We start from the raw sequence: 19,618 nt of genomic DNA on the forward strand, positions 1-19,618 counted from the left end.
CGTTAGGGCGGTTTTGTTATTTACTAAATTTAGATTTAAATTTGAAGCATTTATATCTTTTAAATTTGCTAAATTTCTATCTGCTTCATCTACTTTAAGAGCGTTTGCGCCTACGCTTTTTAGCTTGGCTGTGGCATTTAGCTCGCTTTTTCCATTTAAATTTGCAAGAAGCGAGATATCACTTAAATTTAGTGATTTTACGCTTGCGGCTATAGCATTTTTAAAAGAGATATCATTTAAATTTATAGCACTTAAATTTAGAGCAACCTCTGTTTTATCCGCTATCTTGCTAACAAGATCAAATTTTGGAAGCTCTAACTCGCCAAGGCTTAATTCATTTTCGCCCTCATTTAAATTTAGCCCTTTTACATTTAAAAAGCCATCTTTTAAATTTATCCCAGTTGCGTTCTCATCGGCTTTTAAAGCGTAGTTTATCTTTAAGTTTATAATGGCATTTTTGAGATTTAACGCGTCATTGTCGATGAAGCTTATCGCAACTGGCTTTATGCTAAAGTCCTTTATGCTGACGTTACCCTCTATTTTTAGTGGATTTAGCTTGATATCGCCATTTAGATCGATCTTGTGCGCCAGGCTTGAGTTTGAGTCAAATATGTGACTACCTGCGCTATTTTTCTTCGTATTTAGCGAGCTAAGCTCGTAGTTTATATCATCAAAGTTTACGTTAAATGGCTTTGTTAAATTTTGATCACTATATGAAAATGAACCTTTGATGATTTTTGCGTTATTTAGCGCGAAATTTATCGAGCTGGTGCTGTTATCTTCGCTAGTTGCGTTATCATCGCTTATAAAATTGCTAAAGTTAAAATTTGCCTTTTTATCTCTTGCGATCTTTACTTTTGGCTCATCTAGCCTAAAAATGTCTATCTCAACTAGCTTTTTAAAGATAGAAAATGGCTTTAGCTTAAGGTCGATCTGCTTCGTGCTAAAAAGCGGCGAAGTGGTGTTTAGCTCGGCATTTGTAGCGTTTAGCTCGAAGGTAAAGGGATTAAATTTAGCATCACCAACAAAAAGCGTTGCGTTGTAGTCTTTTAGGTACTTTGGTGCGATATTTTTGATAGCATAAGGCAGACCAAAAAAGCCAAGAAGTGTGTAAATAAGTAGGAGTGAAACTAAACTTATGCCTGAAATTAGGGCTATTTTTTTCTTTTTATCCATTGTGAAATTTACCTTTTTGTTAGCTAAAATGAGCCCTGATTTTACTTTAAAAAAGGTTAAAAGATAGTTAGAAATTTCAAATTTTCTATACATTAAATTTACACTTATCTTAATAATACTTTTATGCATTTCGTATTACTATTCGTCAAATATTTTTTAAACAAAGGAGCGAGTGATGAAGAGATTTTTGGTTTTATTGTTTTTGTTGTTTTCTGCCTTTGCTTATGCAAATGAAAATGCCGTTGTGGTCGCTATCGAGGAGCAAACACCTCGCATAAACCCACTTTATGACGAGGATCATGATCCTACGCTTTCGCTAGTTTTCTCTGGTCTTACTAGCCACGATGAAAATAGCGCACTTGTGCCAGAGCTTGCTAAGTCTTGGCAGGTGAGCGATGACGGGCTGGAGTATATTTTTGAGCTAAGAGATGATGCTTTTTGGCATGACGGAGTGAAATTTAGCGCAAAGGACGTTAAATTTACCATCGAAGCGGCTCAAGATAAGAAGCTAAACGCCCCTGCTATCTCAAACTACGAGGTGGTAAAAAGCGTTGAAATTTTGGGTGATTATAAAGTTAAGATCACGCTTAGTGAGCCATTTCCGCCGTTTCTTGACGCACTTAGCTTTGGCGTTTTGCCTGAGCACATTTTAAAGGGCAAAGATATCGCGACTGATAAATTTAATGACGCCCCTATCGGCACTGGCGCATACAAGCTTGTAAAATGGAAAAAAGATGAGAGCTTGGAATTTGCGGCAAATGATAAATTCTATAAAGGCGAGCCAAAGATAAAAAAGGTATTTTTCAAGATCGTCGGCGATGAAAATTTAAGACTTGTAGGCCTAAAAAGCGGTGAGATCGATGTTGCGCTCATCTCTCCAACTGGCGTAAATTTCATAAAAGATGATAAAAAATTAAGCCTGCTTAAATTTAAAAGTGCGGACTATAGAGCTTTGATGTTTAACTTTAATGATCCTCTTTTTCAAGATAAAAATGTAAGGATAGCCCTAAACTACGCGGTCAATAAAGATGAGATAGTTAAAAAACTATTTCACGGATATGCAAGCGTAGCGAACAACCCGATAGAAAAAAGCTTTGCAAATGACAGCGAGTTTAAATTTAGCTACGATCCGCAAAAGGCAAAAGAGCTACTTGAAAAAAGTGGCTTTAAGAAAAACAAGGCTGGCTTTTTTGAAAAGGACGGCAAAGAGCTTGGCTTTGACATCTACGCTTTTAATAACGACATTTTAAGGGTCAATCTAGCTAAAATTTTAAGCAGCGAGTTTGAGAAATTTGGCGTAAGAGCCAAAGCCTATGCAAAGCCAAAAACAGCCTTTAGTATAAGCAAGGTTGATAGCTTCGTGATTGGCTGGGGAAGCCCATTTGATCCAGACTTTCACACATATAGAATTTTTGGCGGATTTGCCGACATCGATGTCAATGAAAATGGCTGGAATTTTAGCCACTACAAGGACGCAAACGTCGATCTTGCCCTAAAAAACGCAAGATATACAAAGGACGTGGAGCTTAGGAAAAAATACTACAAAGAATTTCTAAAAGCGCTTTTTGAAAACCCTCCTTACATTTTTATAGCCTATCTCGACTATCCGCTCGTTTTTAACAACAAAATTTCAGGCATAAAGACGCAAATTTTAGGCCACCATGGGGCTGGATTTTTATGGAACATAAGAGAGTGGCAAGTAAAATAGTGGATAAAAACTTTGTTTAGAGCCATTTTAAAAACAGCGATCTCAAGCCTTGGGTTGCTGTTTTTTATCTCATTTTTTCTATTTTTGCTCATATATTTTTTGCCAGGAAACGTCACTGACGTGATGTTTTTGCGAAGTGAGGCGGTGAGCGTGGCTATAAAGGAGCAAATTTTAGAAAATTTGGGGCTAAAAGATGGCTTTTTTGTGCAGTATTTTAGATGGCTAGCTCACTTTGTCACGGGGGATTTTGGCACTAGTTTTGTAAGTGGAGCAAGCGTTTTTTTGCTCATTAAAGAGAGACTTTTAAACTCGCTTATTTTATTTTTTGCTTCGTTTTTTCTGATAGCTCTTTTGTCATTTTTCTTGGGGCTTTTAAGTGCCATTTATAAAAATAAATTTGCCGATATCTTTATAAATTTTAGCTCCTTTTTGCTAGCTTCATTGCCACATTTTTACGTAGCACTCGTGCTAATAGCTATCTTTAGCGTCTATCTAAATGTGCTGCCAAGCTCTGGGGCAAATGAGCTAGGATCTAGCGGAGTTGGGGTGAAATTTATCATCTTGCCAACGCTTGCCATCATCTTACCACACCTTGGCGCAAACGTAAAATTTGTAAGAGACACGCTAAATCAAAGCCTAAACGCCGACTTTATCCAGACAGCTCACGCTAGAGGTTTGGGGCGGGGCAAAATTTATCTCTTTGCTATAAAGCACGCAAGCACCGATATAGTCTATTATTTCGCAACCCTTGTAGCTGGCGTTTTTGCTGGCTCATACGTGATTGAGAGCATTTTTTCATTTCCAGGCATAGGCAAGCTTAGCCTTGATGCAGTCATCGCCAAAGACTATCCAGTCGCACTTGCGACCATTTTGCTAACGGCTGTTTTTGTCGTTTTTGCAAATTTACTGGCTAAAATTTTCGCTATCTTGGCAGATAAGAGAAATGTATGAGAAAAGTCATATTTTTCTTAGCCTGTTTTGTATTTTTAGCTCTTGTCACATTTGCCTTTTTTGCGCCATTTTTTTCTAAATTTGAGCCAAATTTCACTGACTTTATGGCGGTAAATTTAGCCCCAAACGGCGAACACATCTTTGGCACGGACATCCTAGGCAGAGACAATCTCATAAGAGTGGCCTACGCGCTTAAAAACTCGCTTCTTATCTTGCTTTTAGCTGGCTTTTTAACGACCTTGTTTTCGCTCATCTACGCATATTTTGGCACGAGCAAGAGCAGGGTTTGCGAGAGCCTTTTTGATAAGGGACTTGATGCCTTTTTAAGCATACCAAACATCGTTTTTATCATGCTTTTTAGCTCATTTAGTAGCGGAGATCTTTTGATAACATCTTTTATCATCGCCATTTGCTCGTTTATGCAGGGTGCAAAAGTTTTTATGCAAAATTTAAGACTTAATAAAAAGTGCGACTACGCCGAGCAAGCTGTGATAAATGGGGCTGGCAAATTTAGCCTGATCTGCTTTGAAATTTTGCCAAATTTAAAGCATCTAATAGTTAGTATCTTTGGCATAAATGCGATAAATGCAGTCGTCATGGAGGCAACGCTTGGTTTTTTTGGCGTGGGTAGTGACGCTAATAAAATAAGCCTTGGCATCATGCTAAACGAAAGCAAAGAGGCACTTTTTCTTGGCGCTTGGTGGATGGTGCTTTTCCCCGGCGTGACGCTCTTTTTGCTCATCCTTGCAACCTCGATCATCACGTCAAATTCAAAAAATGGCAATATAAAAATATGATAGAGATTAGAAATTTAAACGTTTTTTATAAGGATAAGAAGCTTTTGCGCGAGCTTGATTTTGACATGAGCGAGGGTAAATTTATAGGTATCACGGGTGCAAGTGGCAGCGGCAAATCGCTCTTTGCAAAGAGCTTAATAAGGCTTTTTGATGATCATTTTAGAGTGAGGGCGGATAAATTTAGCATTTACAAAAAAGATATCTTAAAGCTTAGTCAAAATGAGCTAAAAGAGCACCGAAGAAAGGTCGCCGCGCTCGTTTTTCAAAACTCTATTGCCAGCCTTCATCCGCTCTTAAACGTGGGCGATCATTTTAACGCCTATCTTGATGGCGACAAAAAGGCAAATAAAGAGCTTGCGTTTGCTTATTTTAGGGAGTTTGGGCTAGATAATGCAAATCTCATCTGGCACAAATACTCATACGAGCTAAGTGGTGGCGAGGCGAGCCGCGTGCAGATCGCTCTTGCGCTTTGTTTAAAGCCAAAAATTTTAATCTGCGACGAGATAACAAGCGGGCTTGATAGCATTAGCGGTAGCCACGTGGCGGGCATCTTAGAGAGTTTAAAGGGCAAGATGAGCGTCATCTTTATCTCGCACGATGAGGCGCTGACAAAATATCTTAGTGATGAAATTTGGCAGATGAGAGATGGGCGGCTAAATTTAAAGGAAAATGCGTGAAAATAAGGCTCAAAAACGTCTCAAAAAGTTTAAATTTTAAGGAGCATTTTAACGCTAGAGCTGAAGTGCTGCACCTTTTAGAGGGGATAAATTTCGAGCTTGATGATGGCGAAAATTTAGCCATTTTGGGTCAAAGTGGCAGTGGCAAAAGCACGCTTGCAAAGCTCATATCATTTAGCGAGCCAAAAAGTGGGGGCAAAATTTATATAAACAGTGAAGAGATCACGGACAAAAATGAGCTCAAAAAAGATATCAGATATATCTTGCAAAACCAAAAACAAGCCCTAAATCCAGCGCTAAAAGTAAAAACAGCCATCGCTCATGTGAGGTCGTATCTTAAGCTTAGCTTTAGCGAAAATGAGCTCAAAGAGCTTCTGGTAAATTTAAATTTAAAAGATGAAACTTTAGAGAAATTCCCCTCTCAGCTAAGTGGCGGCGAGGCGACAAGGGTCGGGATACTGCTCGCACTTCTTTCAAAGCCAAAAATTTTAATCTGCGACGAGATAACAAGCGGACTTGACAACGAAACGAAGCAAAAGATCATAAATTTGCTTTTAAGTTTGGATGACAAGATCAGCATTATCTTTATCACGCACGATATTTTAAGTGCGATGAAGATAGCGCAAAAGGTGCTAATAATCGAATCTGGCAAGCAAGTGGCTTTTGATAAATTTGATGATCTCACAAGCCAAAATGTCCTTAAAAAATACCTCGACGCAGCTAAATTTTATGACGCCAAACTTTGATATAATGCAAGCAAAAAAGGTCAAATTTGCTAGTTCATATCTGCTGCTCGGTCGATAGCCACTACTTTTTACAGCGCCTACGAAAAGACTTCCCAAATGAACGAATAGTAGGCTATTTTTACGATCCAAACATACATCCATATAGTGAGTTTTTACTGCGTTTTGAGGACGTGAAACGAAGCTGCGAGAAGCTAGGAATTGAGCTAATATGCGGCCAGTACGACTACGAAGCGTGGCTTGGTGGCACAAAAGGGCTTGAAGATGAGCCAGAAAAGGGCAAAAGGTGCGAGTACTGCTTTCATTTTCGCATGGCAGACTCCGCTAAAAAGGCGATAGAACTAGGACTTAGTAAGATCACGACGACGCTTTTGATGAGCCCAAAAAAGGACTTTACTCAGCTTAAAAAGGCGCTTGATGAGGCGGTAGCTGGCTCAAATTTAGAAGCGGTTGCGGTTGATTATAGAAAAAATGGCGGCACAAGCGAGCAGTTTATCCTCGCTAAAAAAGACAAACTCTATCACCAAAACTACTGCGGCTGCGTCTTTGCGCTAAAAAAACAGCGCGACTCGCAAAATTTACCCCAAAGTGAGCTAATGAGCGATGTTCGCGCAAGGGCGCTTTATGGCAGCATAGAAGCGAGGCTTGAGCTTTACAAAAAGGTGCGCGAGTGCGAGGCAAAGGGGGAGAGTTTTCACCTTTTTAGAAGAAGGTTTTTAAACTACAGGCTTTTGCGTGCGAGCGTGAAATTTGAAGGTGCTGTGGTGCCAAGCTACTTTGTGCTCTACTCTGGCTTTAAAAGAGAGAATTTAAAGCTTAATGTGGAGTGTGACTGCGAGATGGATGATGAGCTAAAAGAGGGCGCGATATTTATGAGCATAGAGCGCTTTAATAAATTTACAAATAGCAAATTTAAAAGCGTTGATGAGCTTTGCAAAATGCCACTTGAGCTTGGCGCTGAGATGAAATTTCGCCGTGATATAAGTGGGGAGTTTTCACAAAATCCTATCATCATCCTAGACGAGGTCAAAAAGGGTAGTTATGAAATTTACGCAAAGGCTGTTTTTTACAACGACAGCGAAGAAATTTTGGTTTTAGAGGGCTAAATTTAGACCCATTAAGGCTAAATTTCAGAGATTTTAAAAGAGGCTAATAATTTTTTTCTTAGTATAAATTTGTTACAATCGGCAAAAATTTACATTACTAAGGCTAAAACGTGATAGACGTCGTAGAAATTCAAAAAATTCTCCCACATAGATTTCCATTTTTGCTTATTGATAGAGTTGTCGAGCTAGAGCCTGCGAAAAACATCGTCGCTTATAAAAATGTAACCATTGGCGAGCCGATATTTCAGGGGCACTTCCCAGGTCACCCGATCTATCCTGGCGTGATGATCATTGAGGGTATGGCGCAAGCTGGCGGCGTGCTAGCGTTTAAGAGTATGAGTGATGAGCACCAAGCTGGCATCGAGAACAAAGTGGTCTATTTTATGAGCATAGATGGGGCTAAATTTCGCCATCCAGTCCGCCCTGGAGATAGGCTAGAGTACAGACTAAACGTGCTAAAGCACAAGGGAAATATCTGGGTGCTTGAGGGCAAAGCATATGTTGATGACGTGCTATGCGCCGAGGCTGAACTAAAAGCGATGATAGTCGATAAGTAGGCTTTTGCTTAAGAAAAAGAGAAAAAATGAAAAATATCCACCAAACAGCTGTTATAGAAGATGGAGCGATAGTAGGAGATGACGCAAATATCGAGGCTTACGCATTTGTAAGTAAAGATGCAGTCCTTGGCAACAACGTCACGATAAAACAAGGCGCAAGGGTGCTTGGCAAGACGAGGATCGGCGATAACTCTCGTGTATTTAGCTACGCCATCGTGGGTGATATTCCGCAAGATATCAGCTATAAAGATGAGGTCGATACTGGCGTCATCATCGGCGAACACGCAACTATACGTGAGTTTTGCACGATAAACTCAGGCACGCACAAGGGCGATGGCATAACAAGGATCGGCGATAACGCCTTTATCATGGCATATTCTCACATCGCACACGACTGTATAATAGGCAGCAACATCATTTTGGCAAATAACGCAACTCTAGCAGGCCACGTCGAGCTTGGCGACTACGCTGTTGTGGGTGGTCTTACGCCTATTCATCAGTTTGTTAGAGTTGGCGAGAGCTGCATGGTCGCAGGTGCAAGTGCGCTAAGCCAAGATGTAGTGCCATTTTGCCTAGCTGAGGGCAACAGGGCATATATAAGAAGCTTAAATTTAGTCGGCATTAGGCGTAGATTTGACAAAGAGCAGGTTGAAGAGCTTGTTCGCGCTTATAAATTTTTGTTTAATCAAGGCATAAGCCTAAAAGATCAAGCAAACGAGCTGATCGTAAAAACCAGCGACGAAAATGTTAAAAAAATGTGTAAATTTATATTAGAAACGACAAGAGGAATTCCGCTTGCAAAAGGAAGAGATTAATGGCTAGAAAGTGTAATTTTTGTGGCGAGGCTGAGTCTGCTGAGAGAAGATTATTAGCAGATATCGAAGGAAACGCCTATATATGCGAGTATTGCATCAGTGCCGCATACGATATGATACATGGTGATACGAGTGTAGAAGAGAGCAAAAGTGAAGAGGCGATAGAGTATCAAAAGCTCACACCAAAGGAGCTAAAAGCGGTACTTGATAACTACGTGATCGGCCAAGATAGGGCTAAAAAGGTCTTTAGTGTCGGCGTATATAACCACTATAAGAGAATTTTTAAACAAAGCGACATCAAAGACGACACCGAAATTTCAAAGTCAAACATCTTGCTTGTTGGTCCAACTGGAAGTGGCAAGACGTTGATGGCTCAGACTTTAGCGAGATTTCTTGACGTGCCTATCGCGATTTGCGATGCGACAAGCCTAACTGAGGCTGGATATGTCGGTGAGGATGTTGAAAATATCCTTACAAGGCTCTTGCAAGCTGCAAATGGCGACGTGAAAAAGGCGGAGCAGGGCATTGTATTTGTCGATGAGATCGATAAGATCGCTAGGATGAGCGAAAATAGAAGTATCACAAGAGATGTCTCAGGCGAGGGCGTGCAGCAAGCGCTTTTAAAGATCATCGAAGGAAGTGTTGTAAATATCCCACCAAAAGGCGGCAGAAAGCATCCAAACCAAGATTTCATCCAGATAGATACGACAAATATCTTATTTGTTTGCGGCGGTGCTTTTGACGGACTTCTTGACATCATAGAGCGCAGAGTTGGCAAAAACGTACTTGGCTTTAACCAAGAAAAACGTGGCAAAAACGAAAAAGAGAATTTACTAAGCCTACTTGAGCCAGACGATCTTGTAAAATACGGCCTCATCCCAGAGCTCATCGGCAGACTTCACGTGGTGGCTACATTAAATGAGATAACAAAAGAGGATATGGTTAAAATTTTGACCGAGCCAAAAAATGCGATATTAAAACAATATCAAAAGCTTTGTGCGATCGACGGCGCTACGCTTAAATTTGATGATGAGGCGCTTGAAGAGATAGCGAGCCTTGCGATCGAGCGAAAGACCGGAGCAAGAGGGCTTAGAAGCATAATGGAAGAGCTCATGACAGATATAATGTATGATCTGCCAGAGCTAAAAGACTACGATATCGTGATCTCAAAAGAGACGGTAAAAGATAAGGCAAAGCCGATTTTGGTAAAGCACAATAAATTAACAGCGTAAAGGAAATAGATGTTTTTAGATCAGGTTATAGGTTTTTTCTCAAGTGATATGGGTATAGATTTAGGTACGGCAAACACTTTGGTTTTGGTAAAAGATAAGGGAATAATCATAAATGAACCATCAGTTGTTGCAGTAAGACGTGAAAAATATGGAAAACAAAAAATTCTAGCAGTCGGCCACGCCGCAAAAGAGATGGTGGGAAAAACTCCTGGCGACATCGAGGCGATAAGACCGATGAGGGATGGCGTTATCGCGGACTTTGACATGACAGAGAGGATGATACGCTACTTCATAGAAAAGACTCATAGAAGGAAAAATTTCTTACGCCCAAGGATCATCATCTCAGTTCCTTACGGACTTACTCAGGTTGAGAGAAAGGCTGTTAGAGAGAGCGCGTTAAGTGCTGGTGCAAGAGAGGTATTTTTGATAGAAGAGCCTATGGCAGCGGCTATCGGAGCAAATTTACCAGTTCGTGAGCCACAAGGCAACCTTGTAGTTGATATCGGTGGTGGTACGACTGAGATAGGCGTCGTCTCACTTGGTGGTCTTGTCATATCAAAATCTATCCGCACAGCTGGCGATAAGATAGATAGCAGCATTGTTAATTACATAAAAGAAAAATACAACTTACTAATAGGCGAGAGAACAGGCGAGGAGATAAAGATCGCTGTGGGCTCTGCTGTGCAGCTTGAAAAAGAGCTAAGTGTAGTGGTAAAAGGACGCGACCAAGTGAGCGGTCTTTTAAGTAGAGTTGAGCTAACAAGTGAGGATGTGAGAGAGGCGATGAGAGAGCCGCTAAAAGAGATCGCAGACGCGCTTAAAACCGTGCTTGAGATGATGCCACCTGATCTTGCTGGCGATATCGTGGAGACTGGTATCGTGCTAACTGGCGGTGGGGCGCTTATTAGAGGGCTTGACAAGTTCTTGTCTGATATCGTTAAACTTCCAGTATTTGTAGCTGATGAGCCGCTTCTTGCTGTTGCTAGAGGCACAGGCAAGGCACTTCAAGAGATCGGACTTTTGCAACAGCTAACAAATGAAGAGTAAGATTGTTCTTTTTGTTTTTATAGCGTTGCTTGCTGGCGCCTCGATGTTTAAGGGCGAAATTTTAAGCAACATCTCTATCAAATTTAGCAACTACGCTATAAATTCATACGACAATTTTGCTAAAAGCGTGAAAGATTATATAAATGAATATTTTAGGCAGGCTAGCGAGATAGAAAGGCTAAGAGCACAAAACAAAGAGCTAGAGCGTTCAGCCACGCTTCTATCTACTTTTGCAAACGAGCTAAATCAAATTTTAAAAGATAAAAACTCAACTGCCTACGCCCCAGCTGTAAAGCTAGTAAAAGGGCTTAGTTACGTGCATATCGGGGATTATAATAAAATTTGGATAAGCGAGTTTGAAGGATACGACCCAAATAAAATTTACGGGCTCATCTATCAAGGAAGCAGCGCTGGCATCGTCATCGCAAAAGACGGCAAGCCACTAGCATACTTGCAAAATGACCCAAAAAGTATATTTGCAGTCTATATAGGAAATGACAAAATTCCAGGCGTCGCGCATGGAAATCAAGGTCAAATAATGGTGAAATTTATCCCGCAATGGCTCAGCCCAAAAGAGGGCGATGAGGTCTTTACGAGCGGGCTTGATGGGATATTTTTTAGTGGGGTGCCAGTAGGGCGCGTGAGTAAAATTTTAAAAGAGAGCTCCTATCAAAGCGTGATAGTAGAGCCCTATGCGAAGCTAAACATACCAAACTACCTATACGTTGTAACAAAGGAAAAATGATGCCAAAAAGAACAGATATAAATACCATTTTACTAATCGGCTCAGGCCCTATCGTCATCGGTCAAGCCTGCGAATTTGACTACTCAGGCACGCAAGCAGCCAAGACGCTAAAAGAGCTTGGATACCGCGTAGTGCTTATCAACTCAAACCCAGCCACCATAATGACTGACCCAAATTTCGCCGACGCAACGTATATTGAGCCTATCACAAAAGATAGCATTTTAAAGATCATCGAAAAAGAAAAGATTGATGCCATTTTGCCAACTATGGGCGGACAAGTAGCGCTAAATGCCGCCATGGAGGTCTTTGAGAGCGGCCTTTTAAAGGATGTCAAATTCCTTGGTGCAAACCCAGAGGCGATAAAAAAGGGCGAAGATAGACAAATTTTTAAAGCAACCATGCAAAAGATCGGCATGGACCTGCCTGAGAGTAGATATGCCTACAACATGGACGACGCGCTAAATGCGGCAAATGAGATAGGCTTTCCGCTCATCATAAGAGCTAGCTACACGCTTGGTGGCGCAGGAAGCGGCGTGGCTTACAATATGGACGAATTTAAAGAGCTAGCCAACACCGGCCTTGACGCAAGCCCGATACATGAAATTTTGATAGAAGAGAGCTTGCTTGGCTGGAAAGAGTATGAGATGGAGGTCATTAGAGATAGAAATGATAACTGCATCATCGTCTGCTCGATCGAGAATTTCGACCCAATGGGCGTTCATACAGGCGATAGTATCACGGTTGCGCCAGCACTCACGCTCACAGATAAAGAGTATCAGGCTATGCGTGACGCTAGCTTTGCCATACTTCGTGAGATCGGCGTTGATACTGGTGGCAGCAACGTGCAGTTTGCCATAGACCCAAAAACGGGCCGCATGATCGTTATCGAGATGAACCCACGCGTTAGCCGAAGCTCAGCATTAGCAAGTAAAGCCACTGGCTATCCGATCGCAAAGGTAGCGACACTGCTTGCAGTTGGTTTTAGCCTAGATGAGATCAAAAACGACATAACTGGCACGCCTGCTAGTTTTGAGCCGGTGATCGACTACATCGTGACAAAGATCCCGCGCTTTACATTTGAGAAATTTCCGGGATCAAACCCATATCTAGGCACTGCGATGAAGTCAGTCGGCGAGGTCATGGCTATTGGCAGGACTTTTAAAGAGAGTATCCAAAAGGCGCTTTGTAGCCTAGAGCGTGATCTTTGCGGATTTAACAGCCTTAGCCTAGAGAAAAACGCTTTGATTTATGGTATCAGAAATGCAAATGAGCAGAGAATTTTATATATTGCGCAAGCCTTTAGAGATGGATTTAACGTGGCTGAGGTGCATGAGTTTAGCAAGATCGATCCTTGGTTTTTGGAGCAAATTTATGAGATAGTTAAATTTGAAGATAAGATCGACATGGATATCTTAAACAACGAAGAGCTACTTCGAGAGGCCAAAAGTATGGGCTTTTCAGACAAGATGATAGCTGTGCTTATAAATGAAAAAGACGATCTTGAACTTAGTCAAAATGATATCTATTTTGCCAGAGAGAAGCTTGGCATCGAGCTTGAATACAACGAGGTCGATACTTGCGCGGGCGAATTTAAGGCACTAACGCCGTATCTTTACTCAACCACAAATATCACTAAATTTCCTAAAAAAGAGCCTGTAAAAGACGCTAAAAAGGTGATGATAATAGGCGGTGGTCCAAATAGGATCGGCCAGGGCATAGAGTTTGACTACTGCTGCGTGCATGCAAGCTACGCCCTAAGAGACCTTGGCGTAAAGACGATAATGTATAACTGCAATCCAGAAACCGTCTCAACCGACTACGACACGAGCGATATTTTGTACTTTGAGCCGATCGATTTTGAGCACGTGAGAGCTGTCATCGAGCGCGAAAAGCCAGACGGCGTGATCGTGCATTTTGGTGGCCAAACTCCGCTTAAGTTTGCAAAACGCCTAAGTGTGATCGGCGCAAAGATCATCGGAACAACTGCAAGAGTGATCGACGTGGCCGAGGATAGAAAGAAATTTAGCGAATTTATAAATAAAATAGGCGTCCTTCAGCCTAAAAACGACACCGCCACTAGCCTAGAAGAAGCCTTGCAAAAGGCCGCTATTATCGGCTATCCAGTGCTTGTTCGCCCAAGCTACGTCTTAGGTGGCAGGGCGATGAGAAGGGTGCATAACGAGAGCGAGCTAAAAGAGTATATGAGCGAAGCGGTCAAGGTCAGCAACCACTCGCCAGTGCTACTTGATAAATTTTTACAAGACGCAAAAGAGCTCGACGTAGACGCTATATGTGACGGCAAAGAGGTCTATATAGGTGCGATAATGGAGCACATCGAGGAGGCTGGAATTCACTCTGGCGACTCAGCTTGCATATTGCCACCAATGAGCTTAAGTGCAGAAATGATAAAAAAAGTGGAGAGGCAAACTAGAGATATCGCGCTAAATTTAGGCGTTGTTGGTCTTATGAATATCCAGTTTGCTATCTATGAAAACGAGCTTTATATGATCGAGGTAAATCCTCGCGCAAGCAGGACTGTGCCGTTTGTGAGCAAGGCTACTGGCGTGCCTATGGCAAAGGTGGCTACAAGAGTTATGTGGCAGGGAAATTTACGTGAGGCGCTTAAATTTTATGATGATTACAAGGTCGTTTACGAAGAGGGCGACATCTTAAAACCTCGCGTAAGCTCGCATGTTAGCGTAAAAGAGTGCGTGCTGCCGTTTAACAAGCTAAGTGGCGCCGATCTCATCCTTGGCCCTGAGATGAAGAGCACGGGCGAGGTCATGGGTATCAGCCACGACTTTGCAAGCTCATTCGCAAAGAGCCAGATCGCTGCGAGCAACACTTTGCCAAGCAAGGGCAGGGTATTTTTAACGCTAGCTGATGGCGACAAATCTTACGCACCAGACCTTGCAAGAGATCTCATAGCGCTTGGTTTTAGCATTGTCGCAACTGGTGGAACGCATAAAATTTTAAGCGAAGCTGGCGTGGAGGCTGAGTTTGTCTATAAGATAAGCGAGGGCAGACCAAACGTAGAAGATAGGCTTAAAAACGGCGACATTGCACTTGTTATAAATACAAGCGATACAAAATCAAGCGTGGATGATGGCAAAAAGATCCGCCAAAATGTACTTAGATTTAAAATTCCATATTTTACAACGATCCGTGCAGCACTCGCAGCTGCCAAGTCGCTAAGCACAGTTCAAACTGGCAAAGCACTTGAGGTAAAAAGCTTGCAAGAGTATCTAAACGAGAGATAGTAAATTTAGTGGCAGTTTCGGCTGCCACTAAATTTCACTCTTTAAATTCAGCCATTTTTTATTGCATTTGCCACCTTTAAAGCGCTGGCAAATGCAAAGTGCAGGTTATATCCACCAAGCATACCGGTAATATCTAAAACTTCGCCTATAAAATAAAGCCCTTTTACGTTTTTGCTCTCTAAATTTTCATCTAAAAACTCTGTTTTTACCCCACCTTTTGTAACTTCAGCCCTTTCAAAGCCAAATGTCCCAGCTGGAGCAAAATGATATGCAAAAAGCCTTTTTATGATGCTCTTTTCATCATCACTAAATTCATAATAAGCTCTATCTTTTAAGCCAAAATTTCTTAAAAACTCCAGCACAAATCTCTTTGGCAATGGCAAAACCGAGCTAAGCTGTTTTTTACCATTTACTAAATTTTTTTCACTAAATTTAGACAAAAAATTTATGCAAATTCGACCCTTTTGCCAAAAGAGTGAGGCATTTAGTATCGCTGGACCACTTATGCCTCTATGTGTAAAAAGCAAGTAACCACTAAATTTATACAACAAGAGCAGGAAGTAAAAATAGGAGAAAGGTGAGCAAATAGGTTAAATTTATTAGTTAAATTTGGCTTTTATAGAGCAGCAGTAAGTTAAATTTACTGCATATTTATACTTCCAGCTGGAGCTGGCATATCGCCTTTTTCGTCGATAAATGGAGGACCTTTTTGAAGTAGGGCCGTGATCTCAGAGGCTACTTTTGGATCCATTTTTGCCATTATGGTTGAGATCTTTTTGGCATCAAGGGCGTAAAGTATGGTGGCTGCGTTTGTTCTAGGCATTTGCGAGAGTACCTCGGCTGCGGCACCATCTTTCATCTTAGAGTACGACTCATTTACCTTATCGGTAGTCATCGTTCGAAGCTCTTTTAAAATTTTCTCATTTTTAGCGACCACTTCGTCGATCTCTTTGCGTTTTTGCTCGATCACTTTCATCGTCGCATTCAGATCAGCCTCTTTTTTGGCGAGCTTTTTGTTATTCTCTTCGTAAGCTGCGGCAGAGCTTGCTCGAAATACCTCTAGGGCTTGGCGCTGCTCGTCGATGACCTCTAACTCTTTTGAAATTTCCTCTTTTCTTGCCTCAAAAATTTGAGTGCAATCAACTGGCACTTCAAAACAAAATGCAAAATTTAATAGCACAAAAAATAGTAAAACCGCTCTCATCACGCCTCGCTTTTAGCTGCAAATTTCATCACCGCAAACTCGTCGAGTGCTAGTGCTTCGGCCTTTTGTATGCGTTTTATCTCTCGTTTAAACTCTTCTTTTTCTAGATATCTCATCTTTTCGTACTCTAAATTTGCGTTTTTGTATTTATGCTCGTAGTGCAAAACCTCTTTTTTGGCTATCTCAAGGCGCTCTTTGCAGGCACTTAGCTCCTGCCTCGCGATATTTATAAGCTCTAAATTTTGCCTTAGCTCATCGATATTACCACTTTTTGGCAGGCTAAACTCATCAAGCCTAGCTCTTAGAAGTGCCAAATTTTCCTCAGCACTTCTAACATTTAGCCTGGCAACGACGAGCTTGGCCTCTACCTTGTCCATCTCCTGCTTTTTTACGCGGACGACGGAGGTAAATTTACTTTTCATCTAATGATCGTATCGCATCTTTCTGGGCTTGTCGAGATATAGCCAACTTTTACGCCAGTTAGCTCCTCGATGCGCTCGATATATGCTCTCGCGTTTGCTGGTAGGTCTTCGTATTTGCTGATGCCTTTTACGCTGTCCCAGCCCGCAAGCTCCTCATAGATAGGCGTTGCATTTTCAAGATCTGTTGGCACGTAGTCGATGGTCTCGCCATTATATTGATACGCTTTGCAAATTTTTACCACTTCAAAACCATCAAGTACGTCAAGCTTCATAAGCGCGTAAGTATCGACGCCATCAAGTCTTGAAGCGTATTTTACGCTCACTGCGTCGAACCAACCACAACGTCTGCGGCGGCCTGTTGTTGTGCCAAATTCTTTACCGATATCGCACATTTTATCTCCGTTTGTGCCCTTGTCCTCGGTAGGGAAAGGTCCGTATCCAACGCGTGTTGTGTAGGCTTTTATAACGCCTATCACTTCGCCTATTTCTTTTGGATTGAGACCTAGGCCGGTGCAAGCGCCAGCGCTTATGGTATTTGAGCTAGTTACATAAGGATATGTGCCGTGGTCGATGTCAAGAAGCGTGCCCTGCGCGCCTTCAAGTAGGACTTTTTTGTTTTCGTCAAGTGCCTTCCAGACGATGTTTGTGGTGTTTGCGATAAAAGGAGCTAAAACATCTTTATATCTTTTTAGCTCTTCAAGTAGCTCAGCTGCGTCAGGAGTTTTCACGCCAAGTGCGTCAAATACGCATTTGTTTGTCTCAAAATCATGCATCAAAGCCTCGCACAAACGCTCTGGCTCAAGCAGCTCGCCCACTCTGTGGCCGCTTCTGCTTATCTTGTCTGCGTATGTTGGTCCGATGCCTTTGCCAGTCGTTCCGATCGCTTTTTCACCTTTTAAGCGTTCTTTTGCTTGATCGACTTGGCTGTGGTAGCTTAAATTTAAGTGCGCTTTGTCGCTTATATAAAGTCTGCCCTCTAAGTTGTCAAACTGCGCCATCTCAGTGATGAGCACCTCTGGAGAGACAACGACGCCGTTGCCGATGATATTTATGATATTTTTGTGCAAAATTCCGCTTGGGACAAGGTGAAGTGCGTATCTTACGCCATCGACCCAGATCGTATGACCTGCGTTGTGGCCACCTTGAGAGCGACAAATCATGTCATAGTTTAGTCCTAGCATATCAACTATCTTGCCTTTGCCCTCATCACCCCATTGAACACCAACTACTAAATCAGCCTTTCTCATTCTTACTTCCTTAAATTAATTTTTTCTTCTATCAATGCATCAGTATAAACAGCGAACCCGCTGCTTGAAATATCGTCTATTTCATAGTTTCCGCCACTTGCTAAGATGGCGTTGTCTTTTAAAAATCTAAAAAATAAACTATCATAATATCTCATTTTTGAGTAATATAGCGGAACTATTCTTAAATTTTTATATTCTAGTGATTTGGCTACATTTTGTAAATTTTTTAGCGCCTCTTTTAGCTTATCAGGGACTAAATTTACTATCTCATCAAGCTCGCTAGCGTCCTTTAAAAGGGCTAGTTTGCTAAGCCACGGCACGTTTTGGGCTAAAATTTTTTCTAGCCATGAATTTTCAAAAATTTCTATCTCTAAGTTTAAAATTTCGCAAATTATCCTTGGGATTTGCATGTTGCTAAGCTGCAAACAAGCGCCGATCTCAAGCTCGCTAAAGAGCTTTGCTACGATATTTATACTCTTTAAAATGTCGTTTTCGCCGATAAGCTCAGCGCCTATTTGATAAATTTCTTGGCTTGGGTAGCGAAAGACTGGCTGTATGTAAAACCACCTCTTTGGCTCATTTGCCTTAAGCCTTCTAAGTACGATCCTAACGGTATCAACCGTGCTATCAGCCCTTAGGCTTATCTCGTGGTTTAGACTGTCGCTAAAGCGCAGAAGGTTTGTCGCATCTACGCTTAGATGTTGATGATACGAAAAAAACGGCGTTACGATCTCGCTAAAACCTTCATCTTCTAAAATTTCACTCGCTTTTTGCTCGATTTTTCTCTTTAGTTTTGCACTTTTTGCAAAGTAAAGTTTGCTTCCGTTTGGAATTTCATGCTCATAAACATTTAAATCACTCAACTCTTATCTCCTTGCTAAAACCCAAATTTATATCGCACTCTTTGATGATCGAAGTGGCTATTTTATAGGCTTCGTTGCTATCATCAAGGCTTGCTATCTTGCTTAAATTTATCGATATCTCTTCATTAAATTTGGTGGTATTTTTTGTCTCATTTTCTATCTTTTGCTTGAGTTTTGGTGGAATTTGATCGCTTTGTTTTAAATTTGCTATCACTTCATTTGCAAGCTCTTTTATGGTAACTAGCTCTCTTAAAACATCGAAATTATCGCTATCAAGATAGTTTTTGACCTCTAGATCGTCTGGCTTTTTAAATTTAAACGCAACGGCGTCTTGTGGTAAAAGCGCGTGCGAGAAGATATTTCCTTGAAATTTATCAAAGCCAAGTCCGATCAAGAACTCAAGTGTTCTTTTATCGTCGATGTTTTTGATGGTTGTATTTAGTCCAAATTTATCCGCGACAAACCTTATCATATGTATGCTCTCAAGCGCCTCTTTTGAGCTAAAGATATGCTTGCAGAATTTGTTGTCTATGTTAAAGCGGTTGGTTTTTAGCATACCAAGGGCTTCGATCGAGCTTGAGTATGAGGCAAAGTCGTCTAGCGAAAAGCTTATGCCAAGCTCCTTGTACTTTCTGACATAAATTTCTAAAATTTCTAAATTTGTAGCAGTCGCAGCGTCGATAACGTCGATGATGAGGCCAGTTGGATCAAGGCCTTTATCTTCTTCAAAGATCGCTTTAAATTTCTGCCAAAATTCCTGCGTAAAGAGCTTTTTGACGCTTAAATTTACACGCACTTTTGCGTTTATGCCATTTTCTAGCCAAAATTTCCTAGCCAGCAAGGCCTCTTTTATCGTAAATAGCGCGATATTTGTCGATGTGTTGCTCGTTTTTATGAGCGGTAAAAAGTCGCTTGGATAGATGATCTTTCCATCTTTTTTCCACCTTATAAGCGCCTCGTAGCTTAAGATCTCGCCTGTGCTAAAGCTGATCTCTGGCTGAAACTCCAAAAACATCTCGCCAGCTTCTAGTGCCTTTAAAATTTTCGAGCCATCTTCGTACTGGCTTT

The 19,618-nt window shown here is 41.4% G+C and carries 19 protein-coding genes; 12 read left to right on the plus strand and 7 right to left on the minus strand.

Translation table 11 applies throughout. The annotated features are described in order from the left end of the window. The coding region (locus Q0296_RS00845; protein WP_298035687.1) for a DUF748 domain-containing protein at positions 1 to 1,305 on the minus strand (1,305 nt) is incomplete at its 3' end. Between the two features lie 46 nt (positions 1,306 to 1,351). Between Q0296_RS00845 and Q0296_RS00850 the strand changes: the two genes are divergently transcribed. The 12 genes from Q0296_RS00850 to carB all read left to right on the plus strand — a co-directional run bounded on the left by Q0296_RS00850 (position 1,352) and on the right by carB (position 14,814). Beyond that, the gene (locus Q0296_RS00850; RefSeq protein WP_298035688.1) at positions 1,352 to 2,884 is read left to right on the plus strand and encodes an ABC transporter substrate-binding protein; all 1,533 of its coding nucleotides are present in this window, start codon (positions 1,352 to 1,354) and stop codon (positions 2,882 to 2,884) included. A 12-nt stretch (positions 2,885 to 2,896) separates the two neighbouring features. Further along, positions 2,897 to 3,835 carry an ABC transporter permease gene (locus tag Q0296_RS00855; protein ID WP_298035689.1) on the plus strand — a complete coding sequence of 313 codons (939 nt, stop codon included), beginning with the start codon at positions 2,897 to 2,899 and terminating at the stop codon, positions 3,833 to 3,835. Beyond that, positions 3,832 to 4,632: an ABC transporter permease gene (locus tag Q0296_RS00860; protein ID WP_298035690.1), complete on the plus strand. Its 801-nt coding sequence runs from the start codon at positions 3,832 to 3,834 to the stop codon at positions 4,630 to 4,632. Before Q0296_RS00855 ends, Q0296_RS00860 begins: the two co-directional genes overlap by 4 nt. Continuing rightward, a complete protein-coding gene (locus tag Q0296_RS00865) occupies positions 4,629 to 5,309 on the plus strand; it encodes an ATP-binding cassette domain-containing protein (RefSeq protein ID WP_298035691.1) in 681 nt (226 codons plus the stop codon). Before Q0296_RS00860 ends, Q0296_RS00865 begins: the two co-directional genes overlap by 4 nt. Continuing rightward, entirely contained in the window at positions 5,306 to 6,055 is a 750-nt protein-coding gene (locus tag Q0296_RS00870) for an ATP-binding cassette domain-containing protein (protein WP_298035692.1), read from the plus strand. Before Q0296_RS00865 ends, Q0296_RS00870 begins: the two co-directional genes overlap by 4 nt. A gap of 26 nt (positions 6,056 to 6,081) precedes the next feature. Further along, the gene (locus Q0296_RS00875; RefSeq protein WP_298035693.1) at positions 6,082 to 7,158 is read left to right on the plus strand and encodes an epoxyqueuosine reductase QueH; all 1,077 of its coding nucleotides are present in this window, start codon (positions 6,082 to 6,084) and stop codon (positions 7,156 to 7,158) included. Between the two features lie 110 nt (positions 7,159 to 7,268). Beyond that, positions 7,269 to 7,715: a 3-hydroxyacyl-ACP dehydratase FabZ gene (gene fabZ, locus Q0296_RS00880; RefSeq protein WP_004317884.1), complete on the plus strand. Its 447-nt coding sequence runs from the start codon at positions 7,269 to 7,271 to the stop codon at positions 7,713 to 7,715. Positions 7,716 to 7,741: 26 nt separating this feature from the next. Then, complete coding sequence (gene lpxA, locus Q0296_RS00885; RefSeq protein ID WP_298035694.1) at positions 7,742 to 8,530, plus strand: acyl-ACP--UDP-N-acetylglucosamine O-acyltransferase; 789 nt, start codon at positions 7,742 to 7,744, stop codon at positions 8,528 to 8,530. Then, on the plus strand, positions 8,530 to 9,762 hold the full coding sequence (gene clpX / locus Q0296_RS00890; protein ID WP_021088874.1) for an ATP-dependent Clp protease ATP-binding subunit ClpX: 1,233 nt from the start codon (positions 8,530 to 8,532) through the stop codon (positions 9,760 to 9,762). The genes lpxA and clpX overlap by 1 nt, the downstream gene beginning before the upstream one ends. Positions 9,763 to 9,771: 9 nt before the next feature. Further along, complete coding sequence (locus tag Q0296_RS00895) at positions 9,772 to 10,809, plus strand: rod shape-determining protein (protein WP_002939972.1); 1,038 nt, start codon at positions 9,772 to 9,774, stop codon at positions 10,807 to 10,809. Further along, on the plus strand, positions 10,799 to 11,554 hold the full coding sequence (mreC, locus tag Q0296_RS00900) for a rod shape-determining protein MreC (RefSeq protein ID WP_103605178.1): 756 nt from the start codon (positions 10,799 to 10,801) through the stop codon (positions 11,552 to 11,554). The genes Q0296_RS00895 and mreC overlap by 11 nt, the downstream gene beginning before the upstream one ends. Next, complete coding sequence (carB, locus tag Q0296_RS00905) at positions 11,554 to 14,814, plus strand: carbamoyl-phosphate synthase large subunit (RefSeq protein WP_298035695.1); 3,261 nt, start codon at positions 11,554 to 11,556, stop codon at positions 14,812 to 14,814. The genes mreC and carB overlap by 1 nt, the downstream gene beginning before the upstream one ends. Before the next feature lie 47 nt (positions 14,815 to 14,861). Here carB and Q0296_RS00910 read toward each other — a convergent pair whose 3' ends face one another. The 6 genes from Q0296_RS00910 to Q0296_RS00935 all read right to left on the minus strand — a co-directional run. Next, positions 14,862 to 15,362: an NAD(P)/FAD-dependent oxidoreductase gene (locus tag Q0296_RS00910; RefSeq protein ID WP_298035696.1), complete on the minus strand. Its 501-nt coding sequence runs from the start codon at positions 15,360 to 15,362 to the stop codon at positions 14,862 to 14,864. Positions 15,363 to 15,454: 92 nt separating this feature from the next. Then, positions 15,455 to 16,018 (minus strand): MotE family protein, encoded by a 564-nt coding sequence (locus tag Q0296_RS00915; protein WP_298035697.1) that lies wholly within the window; start codon positions 16,016 to 16,018, stop codon positions 15,455 to 15,457. Next, complete coding sequence (locus Q0296_RS00920; RefSeq protein WP_298035698.1) at positions 16,018 to 16,440, minus strand: flagellar export protein FliJ; 423 nt, start codon at positions 16,438 to 16,440, stop codon at positions 16,018 to 16,020. The genes Q0296_RS00915 and Q0296_RS00920 overlap by 1 nt, the downstream gene beginning before the upstream one ends. Continuing rightward, on the minus strand, positions 16,437 to 17,687 hold the full coding sequence (locus Q0296_RS00925) for an adenylosuccinate synthase (protein WP_298035699.1): 1,251 nt from the start codon (positions 17,685 to 17,687) through the stop codon (positions 16,437 to 16,439). The genes Q0296_RS00920 and Q0296_RS00925 overlap by 4 nt, the downstream gene beginning before the upstream one ends. Before the next feature lie 2 nt (positions 17,688 to 17,689). Beyond that, positions 17,690 to 18,550, minus strand: coding sequence for an ATP phosphoribosyltransferase regulatory subunit (locus Q0296_RS00930; protein ID WP_298035700.1), 861 nt, complete (start codon positions 18,548 to 18,550; stop codon positions 17,690 to 17,692). After that, positions 18,543 to 19,618, minus strand: a 1,076-nt coding sequence (locus Q0296_RS00935; protein WP_298035701.1) for an EAL domain-containing protein, incomplete at its 5' end; no start/stop codon positions are given. The genes Q0296_RS00935 and Q0296_RS00930, both read right to left, overlap by 8 nt.

This window comes from uncultured Campylobacter sp., from assembly GCF_937890585.1.
Classification (GTDB): domain Bacteria; phylum Campylobacterota; class Campylobacteria; order Campylobacterales; family Campylobacteraceae; genus Campylobacter_A.